Source organism: Leptospira paudalimensis (assembly GCF_026151345.1).
GTDB lineage: Bacteria > Spirochaetota > Leptospiria > Leptospirales > Leptospiraceae > Leptospira_A > Leptospira_A paudalimensis.
Genome location: NZ_JAMQPR010000001.1, coordinates 2,813,064 through 2,831,474, shown reverse-complemented (window position 1 = coordinate 2,831,474; position 18,411 = coordinate 2,813,064). Strand labels below are relative to the sequence as shown.

15 protein-coding genes are annotated in these 18,411 nt (G+C 37.3%); 8 read left to right on the top strand and 7 right to left on the bottom strand.

What is annotated here, in order from left to right:
• The first annotated feature begins 15 nt into the window (after positions 1-15).
• From ND855_RS13080 to ND855_RS13070, 3 genes are all read left to right on the top strand, one after another.
• On the top strand, positions 16-1,221 hold the full coding sequence (locus ND855_RS13080; protein WP_265358692.1) for a M23 family metallopeptidase: 1,206 nt from the start codon (positions 16-18) through the stop codon (positions 1,219-1,221).
• On the top strand, positions 1,149-2,420 hold the full coding sequence (locus tag ND855_RS13075; protein ID WP_265358691.1) for a M23 family metallopeptidase: 1,272 nt from the start codon (positions 1,149-1,151) through the stop codon (positions 2,418-2,420). The genes ND855_RS13080 and ND855_RS13075 overlap by 73 nt, the downstream gene beginning before the upstream one ends.
• Before the next feature lie 156 nt (positions 2,421-2,576).
• Positions 2,577-2,957, top strand: a complete 381-nt coding sequence (locus tag ND855_RS13070) for a DUF2237 family protein (protein ID WP_322113573.1) — start codon at positions 2,577-2,579, stop codon at positions 2,955-2,957.
• On the opposite strand, the gene ND855_RS13065 is transcribed toward ND855_RS13070, so the two are convergent.
• Entirely contained in the window at positions 2,954-4,210 is a 1,257-nt protein-coding gene (locus tag ND855_RS13065; RefSeq protein WP_265358689.1) for a phospholipase C/P1 nuclease family protein, read from the bottom strand. The genes ND855_RS13070 and ND855_RS13065 overlap by 4 nt on opposite strands.
• 6 nt (positions 4,211-4,216) lie before the next feature.
• Positions 4,217-5,080, bottom strand: a complete 864-nt coding sequence (locus ND855_RS13060) for an SH3 domain-containing protein (RefSeq protein WP_265358688.1) — start codon at positions 5,078-5,080, stop codon at positions 4,217-4,219.
• A 106-nt stretch (positions 5,081-5,186) separates the two neighbouring features.
• On the opposite strand from ND855_RS13060, the gene ND855_RS13055 reads away from it, so the two are divergent.
• On the top strand, positions 5,187-6,035 hold the full coding sequence (locus ND855_RS13055; protein WP_265358687.1) for a hypothetical protein: 849 nt from the start codon (positions 5,187-5,189) through the stop codon (positions 6,033-6,035).
• A gap of 221 nt (positions 6,036-6,256) precedes the next feature.
• On the opposite strand, the gene ND855_RS13050 is transcribed toward ND855_RS13055, so the two are convergent.
• Entirely contained in the window at positions 6,257-7,576 is a 1,320-nt protein-coding gene (locus tag ND855_RS13050) for a thiolase family protein (RefSeq protein WP_135617426.1), read from the bottom strand.
• Positions 7,577-7,624: 48 nt separating this feature from the next.
• Positions 7,625-8,626 (bottom strand): ketol-acid reductoisomerase, encoded by a 1,002-nt coding sequence (ilvC, locus tag ND855_RS13045; RefSeq protein ID WP_265358686.1) that lies wholly within the window; start codon positions 8,624-8,626, stop codon positions 7,625-7,627.
• A gap of 398 nt (positions 8,627-9,024) precedes the next feature.
• On the opposite strand from ilvC, the gene ND855_RS13040 reads away from it, so the two are divergent.
• From ND855_RS13040 to ND855_RS13025, 4 genes are all read left to right on the top strand, one after another.
• The gene (locus ND855_RS13040; RefSeq protein ID WP_265358685.1) at positions 9,025-9,381 is read left to right on the top strand and encodes a hypothetical protein; all 357 of its coding nucleotides are present in this window, start codon (positions 9,025-9,027) and stop codon (positions 9,379-9,381) included.
• A 110-nt stretch (positions 9,382-9,491) separates the two neighbouring features.
• Complete coding sequence (locus tag ND855_RS13035; protein WP_265358684.1) at positions 9,492-9,944, top strand: hypothetical protein; 453 nt, start codon at positions 9,492-9,494, stop codon at positions 9,942-9,944.
• A gap of 7 nt (positions 9,945-9,951) precedes the next feature.
• Entirely contained in the window at positions 9,952-10,641 is a 690-nt protein-coding gene (locus ND855_RS13030; RefSeq protein WP_265358683.1) for a hypothetical protein, read from the top strand.
• Complete coding sequence (locus ND855_RS13025; RefSeq protein WP_265358682.1) at positions 10,642-11,211, top strand: hypothetical protein; 570 nt, start codon at positions 10,642-10,644, stop codon at positions 11,209-11,211. It begins immediately after the preceding gene.
• An 18-nt stretch (positions 11,212-11,229) separates the two neighbouring features.
• On the opposite strand, the gene ND855_RS13020 is transcribed toward ND855_RS13025, so the two are convergent.
• Genes ND855_RS13020 through ND855_RS13005 form a run of 3 tightly spaced genes read right to left on the bottom strand, consistent with a single transcriptional unit; the run spans position 11,230 to position 18,402 of the window.
• Positions 11,230-12,990, bottom strand: coding sequence for a PP2C family protein-serine/threonine phosphatase (locus ND855_RS13020; RefSeq protein WP_265358681.1), 1,761 nt, complete (start codon positions 12,988-12,990; stop codon positions 11,230-11,232).
• Positions 12,987-14,867, bottom strand: a complete 1,881-nt coding sequence (locus ND855_RS13015; RefSeq protein ID WP_265359405.1) for an ABC-F family ATP-binding cassette domain-containing protein — start codon at positions 14,865-14,867, stop codon at positions 12,987-12,989. The genes ND855_RS13020 and ND855_RS13015 overlap by 4 nt, the downstream gene beginning before the upstream one ends.
• Positions 14,868-14,907: 40 nt before the next feature.
• Complete coding sequence (locus ND855_RS13005; RefSeq protein ID WP_322113542.1) at positions 14,908-18,402, bottom strand: PAS domain-containing hybrid sensor histidine kinase/response regulator; 3,495 nt, start codon at positions 18,400-18,402, stop codon at positions 14,908-14,910.
• Positions 18,403-18,411: the final 9 nt, after the last annotated feature.

Sequence of the window (18,411 nt, the reverse complement as noted above, 5' to 3'; positions counted from 1 at the left end):
TCTGATTCCATCATTATGAGATTCGGCTTATTTTCGATAGTGGTTTTGTTACCCTTAGGATTGTTATTTGCCAATGAACCACTTTCCTATTGTTCTATGAATCGAGTATGTGTAGACTTTGAGCCGAATCGAAGTGGTGTTGATGTTTATTTTCAAAATAAGATTGCAACTAACGTTACCGAAACATCAATCTCTGTGAATGCTTTATACAAAAATATGAAAAGTTCAGTCCCTTTGCCTCTGGTCACAATTTTGAAAGGGAAAAAGAGAGTTAAATTATTCCATTTAAAAACGATTAATCGGCGAAAAAAGATTTCCTATAAAATACATTATAAGTGGATTTTGGGAAATTTTCATGTAACACATAATTCAAGTTATATTTATGAACTCCCTTTTGACTCAAAACTAAAGGTTCGAGTTTTCCAAGCCTATCATGGGAAAAAAAGCCATTCGGGAGATAATCGGTATTCTATTGATTTTGGACTAAAAGAAGATGATATGGTTATGGCTGCAAGACCTGGAACGGTAATTGATACCGAAGAAAAAAATAATGAAGGTGGATTTGATCCAAAATACAAACAATCTGCAAATTTTGTAAAGATTCTTCATGATGACGGAACCATTGCCGAGTATGCCCATTTACGATATATGGGTGTGGTTGTCAAACGAGGACAACATGTGGATATAGGAACTTTCCTTGGTTATGCGGGGAGTACAGGATACAGTGAAGGACCACACCTTCATTTTGAAGTATACCAACCAACAAATACATTGAGAAAAAAGACAATCCCAACAAAATTTAAAACCCAGATATCAGATGGAGAAATCCTTTCGGAGGGATCTCTTGTTTGGCGACGGGAATCTGGTACCCCACTTGAAAAGAAGTTAGTTGACCCAGAAGGGATTTATTTATGTGAAAATTCAGAGGTAATCGAAGATAGTCTTTGTAACCAAAACGTATTTTCGAAACTGAAACCTATCTTGATAACACTCCCAATTTTAAGACCCGATCTTTATACTTTTCAATTGTATTTGCGTAAAAAAGATAGTAACATAGTTTACGAATATACTTGGGATTCTAAAAAAGAAGAATGGTGGACCTCATTCATGATTCCCATCCAAGAGTTTCAGGAACCTTTAGATGGTGAATGGAACCTCACTGTATCGGTAAACCATATTACCCAAAAGAAAATGGAATTTCAGGTAACGAGTTTAAAGTGAAAAAGTTAATATTATTATTTTGTTTGATTACAATGCCAATTGTTTCTGCGCCTGAAATGATTGGAGAAGAATCTTGTATCGTTGAAAATACATGTACAATCCTTGTTCCAACTGAATATGGTTATGAACTGTATTTAAAAAATAAAGATCCGAACCTTTCCGCAATAAAGTCAGTCACAATCAATATTTCTCTCAAAAATATGAGTTCGGATCAAGTGTTCCCCAAATTTTTTGTCCTTAGAGGTGCAGATCCAATTTTTGTGACAAACCTAAAGATCGAAGATGTAACAAAGTCTTTCTTTTATTCCTATTCTATCACGGTGAATGTGGGAGATTGGGATGCCAAACATGATGATGCATATTCTTATTCTTTGCCATTTCCAAGTGGAATTCGTGCAAGAATTGGACAAGGATACAACGGAGGATTCACTCATTCGGGTAATTTAAAGTATTCATTAGATTTTTCTTTGCCCATTGGCACTCCAATTCATGCAGCAAGAAAAGGTATTGTTGTATCTCTTGTGAAAAAATATTCAGAAGGAGGAGTTAGAAAAGATTTATTGTCAAAAGCAAATTATGTAATGATCCAACATGATGATGGGACCATCGGTAACTATGCTCATTTAAAGAAAGACGGAGTGATTGTAAATGTTGGAGACCAAGTGGATGAAGGACAATTGATTGGTTATTCGGGTAATACTGGTTATTCGCAAGGACCTCATTTGCATTTTGAAGTTCATAAACCAACAAAAGATTCTCAAATTATAACACTCCCCACCTCTTTTCGAACCCAATATAACGATCACGAAACATTATCTCCGTATTATCTGTATTGGAAACCTAGACAAGGGATTGACCCACCAAAAACGGATTTATTGGAAGAAGATATCTTGTTATGTAAATCTAACGGAAAAGAATTGTTAACTCAATGTAATGATACGAATTTCCGGTTGGGTGACCGTTATGCATTACAATTGGAATTTTTAAAACCAACTCGAAATCAAATAGAATTTTTACTGACAATCGAAGGTGATAAAGTCGAACCATATTATTTGAAATGGTTCTCACAGAATGAAGGCGCGGTTGAATTTCGTTATTTCGAAATCCCAAGGCACCCAAATTTTATTGGAAAATGGAAGATGGTTGTGAAAGTAAATGGTGTCGAAAAAAAAGTATTTTTCTTTCAAGTTAGTGCGTAATCGTTTGACAAGTAAATAGATGTATAGTAGTATGGCTATGGGCTTTCCAAGACCTTTTGGTCGTACTGTGGGGGTGCAAACCCCCTTCTTTTTTCCGATCTTAGTGATAGAAACAACTTTCCTCACCTGTCTTCTATAGATTCCTATACATTTGGTATCAAAATGGATGAATCTCTCAATGTACTCGGCGGACCTCTTTTACCATGTTCTACAGATCCTTTGACTGGATTTTTTAGGGATGGGTGTTGTAATACTTCCGATGAGGACTTTGGTTCTCATACCGTTTGTGTATTGGCAACGGAAGACTTTTTAATTTCTCAAAAAGAATCTGGAAATGATCTCATCACTCCCTGGCCTGAATACGCATTCCCTGGTGTGAAACCCGGGGAAAGGTGGTGTTTATGTGCCTCTAGGTGGCTCGAGGCATATCGAAACGGAGTAGCTCCTAAGGTTTTTTTAGAATCAACCCACAAACGAGCATTAGAAATCATTCCTTTGGAACTTCTGGAAAGATTTGCTGTGGAACCTATCGATTAACGTTTCACATTAAGTGAATCCAAATAGGCTCTTGTGTGTTTGGATGTATTTCTCAAAAGAGTTGCTAAGATTGTATGAATAGGATGGTTTTCATCATATAAAGTTTCATACTTTGGTATGTTTAGGTTTTCCAATTGTTCGTCTGTTGGTTCCCCTGCATCATAAGCTTCTTTACAAACATTCACACGGAGATCATCTAAACTTTTCCATTCTGTTAAATCATTCGGACCAAAATTCATAATCGAAGTTACAACTGGATGTTTCCAGTTTTTGGAAGAGATTACATTTTTAATGAGATAGTATTGGTATTCTTCAATCAAAGTGTGTCGACCAGATACAAATTGAATCATATTGTCTTTCGGAGTTTGGTAACCAACAATTGAAACCAATTGTACTCCAATTTGTTTGGAAGCACTCACTCTTGGCAAGACAGATGAGTGATAAGGTTGTGTTAGATCTTGGATGTAATGTAATGCCCAACCTGCAAATCGATAACCCCAATAAGGATGTCCTTTTCTAAAGGCTAATTTTGATAATTCCGTAAATTGATGGATTCTAAGTTCTGGATACGTACGTTTTAAGAATCCAGCTAAGGTAAAAATGATTTTTGGTTCGTAAAAGAAACCCATATGGAATGGTGCTTGGGAAGAAAACTCAACTGCAGGATTTCCAAAAGGTTGGTAACCAAAACCATATAACTTACCTACATCACTTACATTATCTTCGAAAAGGTACAAGTCTAAATCATAATCAGGTTCATCAGTTGCAGAAACAATGACTTCATCTGCACCAATCATCTGTCCTTCTTTGAGGGAGAGAAACGTTTCGTTTACGAGTTTACCCTTTTCATTTAGTGTTGTGAGTTCGGAAAGTGGTAGATTTTTCCCGTTTTTTCTTGGAACCGATTGGATGTACAATGTTGCTTTATGTTTGGGATTCACACGAAGTGCATGGTAAAATTTGGTAACAATATCCGCATCTTTTGTATTAGGCGAAAACTTCAATTCATCCTTTGTTTTGGATAAATGAGGTAAACGATTGATTGCCCAATCCTCTGAAAGAGATAATGTTTCTTGGATTGAATCTTTTTCTTTAGTTAAAAATGTTTTTAAGGATTCCACTTTGACATTGGGAACGTTTTGATTTTTCCAATGGTCTTTTAATATAAGATAGGTAATACCTGCATGATTATTCCAAGCAAAACATGGAATGGAAAATAATATAAGAATACTGTAGATGATTTGTTTTTTCATTGGTGTTTATTTTTCCTTTTTCTGAAACTGAGATCCATTCCACACATATTCAGTTTGGTAAAAATCGTGTAGGTTTGTCTCATCTAAATCGAAACTATGCATAAGTTCAATGATTGTGTTTTCTTTTCCCTTAGTGAGTTTCCGGTTCATTTTTCTATCTTCTGGTAAGGTTTCTTTTGGGAAAACTAACCATGTTTCCGCACATGCTGGTGGATCACAAGAACCTGGATTCCACGAAAACTGCGGTGTAATTTTAAATTCTCGATTCAAAGTGAATACTTGTTCATTTGAATAACCATACTCAATTTCTGAAAAGATTAAAAATTTGATAGCAAATATTGCATTCGGGCTAGGTGAAAAAAGACTCGGATTGTATATCGTGTGGTCCCATGATTCATTACTCAATGGTCCAACTTCAAAGTTTCCTTGGCTTAGAATTTTAGATCCTTGGATGATCTTTAATTCCAATTTTTTTGTTTTTGTTCCTAGATTCTTACAAAGGACAATCGTGTCGTTCAGGGGAAATGAATAATCTGAGATAAGACCTCCCCAAAGATAACCTGTGTCCTCTCCAACTTGGACTTGATACCAATATTCTTTCAATGAATTCTGTTCTAAGATTTGGTTCGTTTTTGTCAGAATCTTAATTTCACTTCCCAGGGACAGTTTTCGAATTATTTTCCCATTGAGATGATCGGCTTCTCTCAAGTTTACATTGTCACCAAATATATAGTAGGTGGATTTAATGTTTTTTTCAGCGATATAATCATCCCAATGATTTTGAGAGAGTATTGGTGAAATGAGGCTCGCTAAAAGAAGAGATAAGAAAAATACAATACCTGACATAGTGTAAAAAATAGGGAAGTCCATAACTTGAGTCGATCTCTTTTCCTATCAAAGGGTATTTTTCTGAATCAAAGAAGTCGATATTCAAAGTAAGATTTTTTTGAAAAATCAAAACACAATACGAACTTATATGAAACCATATTCATTAGAACAAATTCGAATCTTAGAAGAGAAAATGATCACTTATGAGATATGGGTGTTTGCTTTGGTTTTGATTGTTGCCGTACTTCTACTAATTGTTGTCATGCAGAAACTAACATTGGCAAAATTTAAATCCTCTGAACTTTTCAAATTGAAACAAAATTTAAAAACCGCTGATAAAGGTTCCATTGAGAGTCAGATAGAAGATACTAATATCATCGATGTCCATACGATCACACAAACTCCAGTTCATAATGAACGAACAGTAACTGGAAGAGATTTACCGGAATCGGGAATGATCTACAAGTACTCTATTCCAAATGAAGGAAAAAGAATCATTGTGATTGGGCAAAGAGAAGGAAATATCATCACCCATTCAACTGAAATATTAGATCATCACCTTAGAATCGATATTTTTCCTGTAGATGTTGAAAATACAGAGTATTTATCTTACCAGATAGAATTTCGTCGTGAAGGCAAAGTCCTTTGCCAATTGCCAAACCAGAGAGATTTTTTGGAAATGGAAATGAAAGAAACCATCCTGATCACAAAATCAGATTTAGAAAATGGATTACCAGTTTATCCAAATATCAATATCGAAACACCGTTGCGATTGCGGTTAGGTGGTAGACTTAGCATAGATGGAAAATTTAAAATTGGTTTTTTTGAATTTCATTTTTACACAAAAGATATTTTGGAACGAACGAGTGGTGGTACCAAACGTGTCGAAAAACAATTTTATTTAAAATTATATAAGATATTCCCTGGTTACGATACGGCGAGACAGTCCCGAGATGGAGTTGTCCCGATGCTTGAGCGGTTTGGGGGGAAGGTGTGAATCTAGTATCCCCGCCCTGAATTGGGTGGGGTTAACCACCCGCCACTCAATACTTCCTCTCTACCATATCTCTTCTTTATTTACAAATCCCTTCTCGAATACAGAAAATTCTTTTTAAAAAAGTTCATCCTTTGACTGATTCCTTCCAAAAAAAAAGCCAAGGTTTCCCTTGGCTTTTCTATCGATCTTTCGAACGAACTTAATTGAATCTTAGATTCGAATTATGGTCTTTCTACGATCATCGATCCTGCGATTCCACCGTGTGCACAAGCAGTCACAAGAACTTTCTTTGCATCTTTGTTTTCATGGAAGTCCATGATGGCGTTGTGAAGTAATCTCACTCCAGTCGCACCAAACGGGTGTCCAATGGCAATTGATCCACCATTAGGATTGATTTTCTTTGCATCAAAGTTCTTTTCCCAATCAAAACCAGTTCTGATTTTGATTTCTTCAAGAGCTGCTACTGCAGTTGCTGCAAATGCTTCATGGATTTCGATCACATCGATGTTTTCCACTTTTTCACCAACTTCTTCAAGTAGGCCAAGAGTTGCTTCCGCTTGTCCAAGTCCCATAAGGTTTGGTGCAACACCTTTCATTTTGAAACCAGAAACAACTGCTTCTGCTTTGAGTCCGAGTCTTTTTGCCGCTGCTTCAGAAGCGACGATAATTCCAGCAGCTCCATCGGAACGTGGACTTGCATTGAAGATGGAAACAGTAGGGCCATGAGATTTTTTCAAATCTTTGCCGTATTTTTCTTTCCAAGCATCAAATTTCATCGCTGGGTTATCAAACATAAGCATAGCGCGACCCATACGAGTTGGGTTTTTCACAAGACCTTCACGAAGGAGTACCGCTTCGTCCGCTTGGAGTGGGTTACCTTCATCGTCTTTTACTTCCATGATATATGGTTTGTAACGACCTTCTTGTGTTGCTTCGAAAGCTCTTTTGAAAGATTCGTAAGCTACTTTATCTTGTGTTTCACGTGGAAGTGCATAGTTTTGTGCGAGGATTTCTGCCGTTACTTGCATTCCGTAAGAAGTTTCACCATCACCAAGACCATCTTCTAATGTATCACGAAGTTCCACACCTTCAGGAAGGTCATTTGGAAGGAGTTTTACAAGTGAATCTAAGCTGTTTGTTTTTTTGTTAAGGCGAGCATTTTTCACAACGAATGGCATAGAAGTTTGAGATTCTTCACCAATTACAAGGAATACTTCACCTTCACCTAACATGATTCGGCGAGATGCTTCTGCTACTGCTTCTAGTCCTGATACACAGTTGTTTGCAACTGTTAAACAAGGAATTTCTAAAGGTAGGTTCATTAGGTTTGCAATCACACGAGCAGAGTTTGGTGCATTTGCAAAACCTTCTCCAACGATCACTCCGTCAATGTCAGTTGGTTTCAAACCACTGCGTTTCATTACTTCTTCACCCACTATTTTACCTAAGTGGTGGCCTGGATACTGTGCGAGCGCCTTACCAATTTGTGCAAAAGGAGTTCGAGCAGGTGCTGCGAGTATTATCTTTTGTGTTACTTTCATATAAAATCCTTCTTCCTTTCTTTCTTCTAACTTTCGTTACCTAAACAATTACTTTGCAAGCCACTTCATCATGGAGCGTAGTTTTGATCCTACTGCTTCAATGGGGTGAGCCGCATTTTTTTCTTTGAGTTTTTTGTATTCAGGGTATCCAGCTTTTGTATCAGCCATCCAACGTTTTGCAAACGCGGCTCCCTTGTCTTTTTGGATGTCTGTGAGAACATCTTTCATACGAGCTTTGACACCAGCATCAATCACACGTGGGCCACTGATGTAATCACCATACTCTGCTGTATCAGAAATGGAAAAACGCATACGAGCAAGCCCACCTTCATAAATGAGGTCAGTGATGAGTTTTACTTCATGTAAACATTCGAAGTAAGCGATTTCTGGATCGTATCCTGCTTCTGTTAATGTTTCAAATCCACTCATTATGAGGTTTGCCACACCACCACAAAGAACAGCTTGTTCACCAAAAAGGTCTGTTTCTGTTTCTTCACGGAAAGATGTTTCTAAAATTCCTGCTCTTCCTCCACCTACTCCACTTGCGTGTGCGAGGGCACGAGCTTTTGCTTGTCCTGTTGCATCTTGGTGAATCGCGATGAGACATGGAACTCCACCACCTTCTGTGTAAACACGGCGAACGAGGTGTCCTGGTCCTTTCGGAGCCACCATATACACGTCTACGTTTTTAGGAGGAGTGATGAGGTCATAGTGGATGTTAAAGCCGTGAGAGAAAACAAGAGCTTTTCCTTCACTCAGGTTTGGTTCAATGTCCGCCTTATACATGTCAGCTTGGATGGTATCGGGAGCAAGGATTTGGATGATGTCTGCTTTTTTGGATGCTTCCGCAACATTATAAACTTCAAAGCCAGCTTCTTTTGCTTCTTTCACTGATTTGGATCCATCGCGAAGTCCAATAATGACTTTCAAACCAGAATCTTTCATGTTTTGAGCTTGGGCGTGACCTTGGCTTCCGTAGCCAATCACTGCAATGGTTTTACCTTTAAGGAGATTGAGATCGCAACTGTCGTCGTAATAGATATTTGCCATGGATGGGGCACACTTCCTGCGGAAAATTTAACTTATTTTTCCATCATTTTGAACTATAACGAGGGAAACAAGAACGAATTAGGGCGCCTTTCCTTGCTCGCTACGGACTTCCGCGTTCGCTTCGGTCCTTCGGACGGCTAACGCCTCCTCCGCATCAAGGGCGCAAAGTGACATAATATTTCATCTCCTTGTTTTGTACTCAGGATGATGTCTTCCGATTATACTCCAAACCACCATAGATTCTATGCGTCAGTTCCATAATAGTAGGAAACGGCTAATCTTCATCTGTATCAGTCATTTCCATTGTGAATCCAATCCAAAAGAGTTTGCGTAGGTGAAACCCGCAAATGCGGAAACCCTCCATTGGAGAATGAGCACCTCGCTCTTATAATCGAACCATGATGAATCAAATCAATTTTGTATCGATTGAAAGACTTAGCCAGCAAAGACTAGTTAGGTTTTTCTATACTCTGATCTTGGTGAGTGGACTCACTATTTTTACAGGTGGTTGTATTGAGACTAGTGATTCCAGTGAGGTTTTAGCACGGGGTGGTCATGAAGGACGAGGTAGAGACCTTCACCACTCTCCAAATCCCAATGGAGCAGGTAATCACCACCACCCAAGGAATGGTTATTCTCACTCAGGAGGAGGTCCTACTTTTCACTCTCCTCATCAAAGTGGTGGTCATAATGCACAATATGGTCCATCTGATCGCAACCATAACTTAGGCCGTCCTCACAATGGGAGGAGATAAACTTGGTCAAAACAATCACTTCGAGACCCGTTTCGGATTTACTTTTGGCTTACCTTACAATTTGTCCTAAGAGATCAAGGTCTCTTCACCGAATTACAATTTTTTCCAGAATGAAAATTCGCAGCATCTTTATACTTTTCATATTTGTATTTCTCTCGATCAGTTGTGCGAGTTTACTCCCAACTGAGAGGCGAGTGTATCCGAGAAATCCAATTACATTTCCAGAAAGTATGAACATACATGATTGGATCGATACAAAAACTAAACAGTATCCGAATCGACTAAAGATTCTGGTTATCAGTGATTCAGAATATAAAATCACTTACTATCGAAAAGAACATACTTCTTTGGGTTCTTATGTTGCTTGTTCGGCATTGGTGAAAACGATCGAGCCAAGAAAATTAGAAATATATAATATGATCTCTATCGTAAACTATGCGGATTATTCAAAAGGGTATATGCGGAAAAGTGGAGATTTGGGTCCTATGAATGAAAAAGAAAGGACTGATATCCTTTTGCCTTGCATCGAAGAATTTTTAATCCCTCCCCAGTCCAAGGAATGATCTGTCTGTGAAATATTTTTTAATCTGTAGTATCTTATGTTTAACTCAATGTGCCTTTGCAAATTTAGACCACCAAATAAAACCATTTCCAAAAGAATTGGAAAGAAACAAAATAGGTGAGTCCATTACTATCTTAAACCAGAACCGAGTATTTTTTCAGAAAGGTCATAAACGTTTTGTTGAAATCAATCCAATGTTCGGAATGCATTGGAGTGAATACTTTCCCAAAAAACAAAAAGAAATTGGCCAGTCTCGTTATCATTGGAAGGAAATTTACATTCATAACATTGATGATGGTAATTTTCAACTAACAGACGTAAGAACGGACTATGTTTTTTTTGTCACAGCAAGTCATCCCCGCAGTGATTGGGAGGAAGGACGGTTTAGCCAAGTACTTCAATTGATAACTCATTGTATTATCCCTTGCAAACAAAAATTCATCCAGGAAGTTAAGGTAAAGTTATTTTATAAGAACAGCTTATTGTCGGAAAAAGTAAGCTCAGTTTCTGGAACTAGTTATTTAAGCCCTTGGTATATACCATTTCCCTTTCTTTTTCAAATGCGGGATTATGGGAATTTAACAAATGAACCCAGTCTTGTTTCTGCTTTGTACTTACAAGGTTTCCAGGAAGCCATTGATGAGATTTATTTGAATCTGCCGGACGAATTGGCAAAAGAGACGAAGGGTGTGCCTTAAATGAAAGTAAACCATAAATACGAATTTGTAAGGGGAATATTAAGAGAAATGGATTCTAAAATGGCTCAATTGAAAATAAGAAAACAAATGAGACAGAGATTGGGCCGATTTAGAATTGGTCCTCTTGGTCTTTTGATTTGTATCTCCACATTTTTTTTGGTCAGTTGTGCAAGTTTACTTCCACCAGAGCGAAGGGTGTATCCCAAAAATCCCGTTTCCCTTCCGAAGGGTATGGACATCCATGATTGGATGGATACAAAAAAGAAACAATTTCCGAATCAATTACTAGTCCACACCCCGTATGGAGTTGTTTATAAAATGATGTTCTTTCGAAAACAGAAAACCTTTCTCGGATCCTACATCTCTTGTAGTGCCTATATCAGACAAATTGACGGTAAGTTCATTGAGCTAATCGAAATGGCATCCATTATCAACTACTCCGATTATACCAAATCCGTTGGCAGATACAATAAAGGGGGAGACTTGGGTCCTATGAGTGAAAATGAAAGAACGGAGATTCTACTTCCCTGTATCGAAGAATTTTTGGAACCACCAGGGAATCAGCAATGATTTGCCAAAAGAATCAATTTATAATCCAACCATAACCTTTTCTTCGTTATTCCCTGTATAACGAATGAGTCCAAGGGTTAAGTCATCTTGGATGGCACGTATTCCACCAGAAAGTTGAATAACGGATTGGAATACTTCATCACGAATTGTAAGCAATGGTTTACTTCTCAGGTCTGTCACTAGCCGGAGAAGTTTATCTTCACCAAACATTTGCAATGTGGATGGTTCTCTTGCTTCTGTGAGTCCATCTGTTAACATCACAAGCAAATCACCTCTTTCTAACTGAAATTTTTCTTCTTCCGCAAGGATGTCAAATATAGGTGTGATGATCCTTCCCATTGGTTTTAAACTAACAAGGGCTCCCGATTTTCGGATGATAAAAAGAGGGAAATGACCAGCACGGGCAAAGGTCAAAATACCCGTGTCTGTATGCAAATGAAGTAAACTTGCTGTGACAAAATGTTCACGTAAATTTGGTATGATTTGGTTTCGGATGGATTCCAAGTTTTCTTTTAAGTCACTTGGGTCTTCCTTCCATTTTTCGAGTGATGTTTTTACGAGTGCACTGAGTAGCGCAGCAGGGATTCCATGGCCAGATACATCACAAATAAAAACACCTAATTCCTGTTTATCTGGTCTCCAGACGATGTCATACAAATCACCTCCCACTTTCATCATGGGAATGTTTTTGAATTCGATTTCGACTCCATTTGGTAAAATTTCTTTTTGAGGGAACAGAGACTCTTGGATCCGTTTTGCCATATCCAATTGTTTTTCAATTTCAATTCTTTGTTCTTCAATGACAGCAGTCCGTTCCAATACCTTAAGTTCCAATTCTTCATTGGCTTTTTCTTTCAGTTCATTTAATACTTGTAAGGATTTTAATGAAGTTTCTTGGGCACGTTCCCTTTCTCGTGTAGCTGTCACAAGAAAGTATGCAATCCCACTGATACAAAATAAAAATGCATCTAGAAAAATGAGTGAATCATTGATGGAAAGCCCACTGGCATCTCTCCTTGCGAATACACCTTTCCCTTCTATGGTAAGTGTGACAGCTATATAAGAAAGAACGACGGTTGAAAGTGTAGCACCAAATTGGCGAAATCGAATGCTTGTTACAATCACAAAGGGTATTGGTACAAATAAAAGGGGCCATTCATCACTGAAAGCAATAGAACCCGAGATATAAACAATGATGAGCCATACAAAAAGTTCTAATTGTTTGGAAAGGTCTAAGTTTAATTTTGATTTGGGATAAAACCAAACATAGAGTAATGGGGCAACAATGAGAAAACCCAACATCTCACCAGAAAACCAAGTGAAAAATACATTGAAGTACAATTCAGAAGATAAAAAATCCCAATACCATAAACTAGTAACACCCATCACTGCACTAAGAAAGGATCCAGGAAAAGTTCCAATGCTTAGGAAATAAATTAAATCTTTTGTGGAATAAAGTGGATCTGTTTTTTCCGTTACTCGTTTGATGATACGGTAATTGACATAACTACTGAGTGTGTTCCCAATTCCTATAATAAACGCCGTTTGGAAATGAGGGTTATTATAGAAGTTAGCAAGAGTCGCTCCTAAGTAAATTCCAGGTAAAGCAGCAGGGCCTAAAAGTAGAAGGGAAGAGAGTCCAACACCTTCAGGTGGCCAAACAGGAGAAACTTGGCTATTGAGAAAGGCAATATTAAATCCAATTTGTGCGGAAATGAAATATCCAATCAGGATGATGGGTGTCCAAAGCAGAATTCTTGTCGTGTGGACCGTTTTCATTCGGTATGAAACTTTTCCCATTCCTCCATTTTGTAAAGAATTTCCGCTTCGATCGTTTGGATTTCTTTGGTTATTTTACTCAATTCCATATGATCATTTGCGAATGTACTCAAATTTGATTCCAATTTGTTTTTTTTCTCTTCTAAGGATGCGATTTCTTTCTCTAAGGTTTGAATTTTCTTTTGGTCTTGTTTTGACTTTTTTGGTTTTTCTTCAGTGGCAACCACTTTCTTTGGTATCGTATTTTCTTTAGAAGAACTTGGTTCGTTTTCAATCTCTAAAGAATCTTCTTCTAAAAAGGAGGAGAAGGTTCCGATGTAATGGTCTAGTTTACCTTCTTTGCGAAAGATGAGTAAACTTTCCGCTGTACGATCTAGAAAGTAACGATCATGGGAAACAATGACAACTGTTCCTGGAAATTCATCCAAAAAAGATTCCAAAACAGAAAGTGTTTGGATATCGAGATCATTGGTTGGTTCATCTAAGATGAGGAAGTTTGGACCCGTCATCAAAATTTGAACAAGAAAAAGTCGACGTCTTTCACCTCCAGATAGTTTGGCGATCGGAGTGTATTGTAACTTTCCATCAAAGAGAAATCGTTCTAACATCTTTGCTGCTGAAATTTTTTCCCCAGATTCTGTTTCGATCATCTCCCCAGCAACATCTTTGATATATTCCAATACATTCCGTTCTAACGGAAGTTCAGAACTTGTTTGGTCAAAATAACCTACTTTTGTATTGAGGCCTGGTTTTAAGTATCCACTATCGGGTGTCAGTCGGCCAGCGATAAGATTGAGAAGGGTAGATTTTCCGATTCCATTTGGTCCAATGATACCAAGTCTTTCTTTTGCTTTGAAGGTATAAGTAAAATCATTGATTAATACTTTTTCGCCAATGGATTTTTTTAGATTATGGATCTCTAATATAGTTTTCCCTTGGCGTTTGGCTGCCACACTCAGTTCCAAATCCTTTTGGATCTCTCGTTTTTCTCTGCCTTGTAATTCGTTTGCTCGGTCAATCCTTGCTTTTTGTTTGGTGGTGCGGGCTTTTGGTTGGCGTTTTAGCCACTTGACTTCTTGTTTTAAAAACTGTTTGATTTTATCTTCTTGTTTTTGAAGGGTTTCTTCTCGTTCCACTTTTCTTTCTAAGTAAATCGAATAATTCCCTTCATACAGAAAATAGTTTCCACGATCGAGTTCCAAAATTTTGTTCACAATTCGATCTAAAAAATAACGGTCGTGGGTGATGAGTAAGATGGCTTTGTCTAAATTCGCAAGGTAATCTTCTAACCATAAGATGGATTTAACATCCAAATGGTTTGTTGGTTCATCTAAAATGAGTAAATTGCTTTCATCAATGAGTGCCTTAGCAAGTTCTACTTTTTTGAGCATCCCACCTGACAACTCAGACATCTTGCGCTCTAGCTTTTCAACACCTAATTCTCGTAATATGGATTTGATTTGTTGTTCGTAATCCCAAGCTGATAATCTGTCCATTTCTTGGGAAACATTTGTAAATTCATCATCCAGTCCTTCTTCCCCTTCACCCATACGTTCACAAATATCTTCATACTTACGAATGGTTTTTACGAGTTTGTTTTCTCCTTTGTAGATATGGTCTAGGATTGTTTCATTGGAATCAAATACGGGGTTTTGGTCTAATATCGAAATTTTAAGATTATTGTTTTTGATGATCTGGCCTGAATCCGTTTCTTCCTTTCCTAAAATGGCGCGGAGTAGGGTGGACTTACCGGATCCATTGATTCCGACTATGGCAAGTTTTTCGCCTTCGCTAATGGAGAAGTCTAGGTTTGAAAAAAGTTTTTTTTCGCCGATGGTTTTGGAAAGTTTAGATACAGAAACTAGCACAATGTCCATGAGATGGAACAAGGGTCAATCGGACAATCGTAATCAATCTCTAATTTTTCAAAAGCCAGTGTTTCATTTTTTCTGCGATGGTATTCAAAACAACAGGTTTGGATATATAATCATTCATTCCACTTTCCAAACATCGGTTTTCTTCATCTGACAGAGTACCTGCAGTCAGCGCAATAATGGGAACATTTTGGCCAATCTGTAGGTTTCTAATTTCTCTCGTGGCGTCATAACCATTCATTTCAGGCATTTGGATGTCCATGAGGATGAGATCAGGTTCTGTTTTTTTGAAATGTTCCACTGCTTCCCTACCATTTGTTGCTTCGATGATAATGGCAGATTGTAAAATTTTTAATACGATTGTTTTTGTTAACATCATATTCACAGGATTATCTTCTACGATCATCACTTTTGTTTTTTCGTTGGTAACAATTGGTTTGAACTTTTCTTTTTGATTCGTACCTTTTTCCGAATGCCTTCCTGAAACTAAGTCGTATAAACTCTCATATAAAATATTGGTTTGGATTGGTTTTAATAAAATAACACCGATTCCAATTTCTTTCCCTTTTTCGTACAAGGATTCTTCATTGGAAGAGGAATGAATTGTAAAGTTTGGTAATTTTGACTTTGATGTGAGTGCATGTGATTTGAGTAAAGAAATGAATTCCAATCCATTCATTTCTGGCATATTGTAATCTGAGATGACAATGTCATACTCATTCCCTTCTTGGAAATGTTTTAGCGCTAATTTAGGAGAATTGAATGTAATGGTTTCAATTTTTTTATAAGCCAACATTTCTCTGATCACAGAAAGATTGGTTTCGTTATCATCAACAACCATAACTCTTTTAATTGATTCCAAATTTGGTTCAATGTTTCTTTCGTTATCAGCAATTGTTATAAACTTAAAATAAAATCGGGATCCTTTGTTCACTTCGGATTCTAATTCGATTTTACTTCCGAATAATTGTAGTAATTTGGAAGAGATAGAAAGGCCAAGTCCTGTTCCACCAAATTGTCGTGTAGTGGAACTATCTGCCTGCGCAAATACTTCAAAAATTTTGTTTTGGTTTTCTTTGCTGATCCCAATACCAGTATCAATGACTTCAAATAAAAATTCGTATTCATTTTGATTCACTGGGTTTGCTGTTATTTTGATTTGGATTTCCCCTTTGAGAGTGAACTTAAGGGCATTGCCAATCAAATTCAAAAGGATTTGCCGAAGTCGAAGTGAATCAACAAACACATTTCTTGGAACTTTTGGAGAAATATTTAAAATGAGTTCCAAACCTTTTTCGTAAGCTTTGTGTTTTACGATTTCAGCAATTTGGTGTAATAGATCAAAAATATTGACTCTTTCTTTATAGAGTTCCATTTTGCCTGATTCTATTTTGGAAAAATCAAGGATGTCGTTGATCAAATCAAGTAACGAAAGTGCAGACAAATGCACAGTTTCCATATACTTTCTTTGGACTTGGTTTAGGTCGGTTCGCATCAGTAAGTCTGCAAAACCAATCACTCCATTGAGTGGTGTACGAATTTCATGACTCATATTTGCCAAAAAATTAGATTTGGCAATGGAAGCTTTTTCTGCTTTTTCCCGTGCAATGATCAAATCTTGTTCTAATATCTTTCTGTGAGTGATGTCTGTATGGGTTCCAATCACACGTAAAGGTCTGCCATCTTCTGTACGTTCAATGACTTTCCCTCTGTCAAGGATCCATTTATAAGTGCCATCTTTGCATAACATTCTATGTTCACTCATATACACATTGGTCTCACCTCGGTAGTGTTTCTCCAATGCCTCTAAACAATGATTTAAATCTTCAGGATGAACTCGTTTTTCCCATTCTGAGATATCGGTTCCAATTTCTGATTCCGAAAAACCTAACATTGCTTTCCATTGATTAGAAAAGTAAACTTGGTCAGTTTCTGCGTTCCAATCCCAAATCCCATCACCAGAACCTTCCAGAGCAAACTGCCATCTCCTTTCACTTTCACGTAACGCTTCTTCGGTGGCTTTTTGAGCTGAAATATCGATTCCAATTCCTAAAAATCCAGTGATTTCTCCTTTTGGGTTTTTACTTGCAGTGATCACCAATTGGATTGGAAATTCAGTACCATCTTTGCGTATGTAGGTCCATTCATGTGAATCAAAGGCACCTAATCGTGCTTTGTGGACAAATGTTTCAAATCCTGAAATGGGAACACCAAACTCTTGTGAGAGAGATTCTGCACGAAATAAAACTTCCTCTTCTTTGTGTAAGATGGAAGGTGTATTTTTCCCTATCATTTCTTCAGCGGTATATTGCAAATGGTACTCGGCACCTTTGTTGAAATGAGTGATGATTCCATTCTCATCAGTACCAATAATTGTCACATGTGTGGTTGCATCTAAAATTGTTTCCAATTTCGATAATGCTTCTTCTTTTTGTTTGTCTAAGTTTACACTATTTGTGATGTCTTGGAAACTTCCATACACACGAATGCATTTTCCGTTTTCAAAAACTCCGTGGCCTATCGTTCTTACCCATTTGAGTTTTCCTGTATTGGTTTTAATTTGTAATATCAGTTCATAAGATGATCCATTTTCAATGGTATCTTCAAATGCTTTTCGTAACAAAACTTGTTCTGATTCAATCGGATAAAATTGAAACGCATTTTCCAAATTGGGTGAATAATCATCATCAACTTCATGGATTCGTTTTGTTTCTTTTGCCCAAAAAATGGTATTATGAATTAAGTCAACTTCCCAAGCACCTACGTTGGCTGCCGCATTTGTTTCTTCAAACAAAACTCGAATTCGTTTTAATTCATCCCTTTGGTTTTTGATTTCTAATTCTTTTTCCTTTCGTTCACTGATGTCAGAAAAATAAGAAATTTTTTCGGTAGGGTAAGAGTCGTAATAACTGACAACACTATATTCGGATAAATAGATGTAACTTCCATCAGGTTTTTTGAAACGAAATTCCCTTTGGTAAGTTCTTTGTTTACTTTTGATGTATTCCTTTTCTTCGGTATCGATTTGTTTTTTGTCATCTGGGTGGACCAAATCTTGGATTTTTAAATTCCCTTTTTTGAAATCACCTGTTTGGTAACCTAGGTTAAGTGAAACATTGGGTGATACATAAGTGATCAAAAATTCAGAATCAAATTTATATCGAAAAATGACATAGGGTCCACTATCTAAAATCACACCTTCTATATTAAAATTTGGTTCTCCACGTAAAACCACACAAGGTCCAGATTTGGTTTCGAGAAACCTTCCTAAAATCCGGTATTGGTTCCCAAGAAGTGAGGTAAAAAACTGGAATGGAATCCTTCGGCTCAATGTTTCTTGGCACAAATTGGATAAAATAAGCCCGTCCCTTGGGATAATGGGGAGTTCCTTCAGGTGTTTTCCAATACCAATGGAATCTTTTGGGAGGTAAAGATTGGGAGATGTTTGGGAAAATTGGATTTCTAAATTTCCATCCATGATGAGGATGAATTCGTCAAAACTTTCTACAATCGTTTGGTAATCGAAACTTTCTGCCATTTCCCTTTA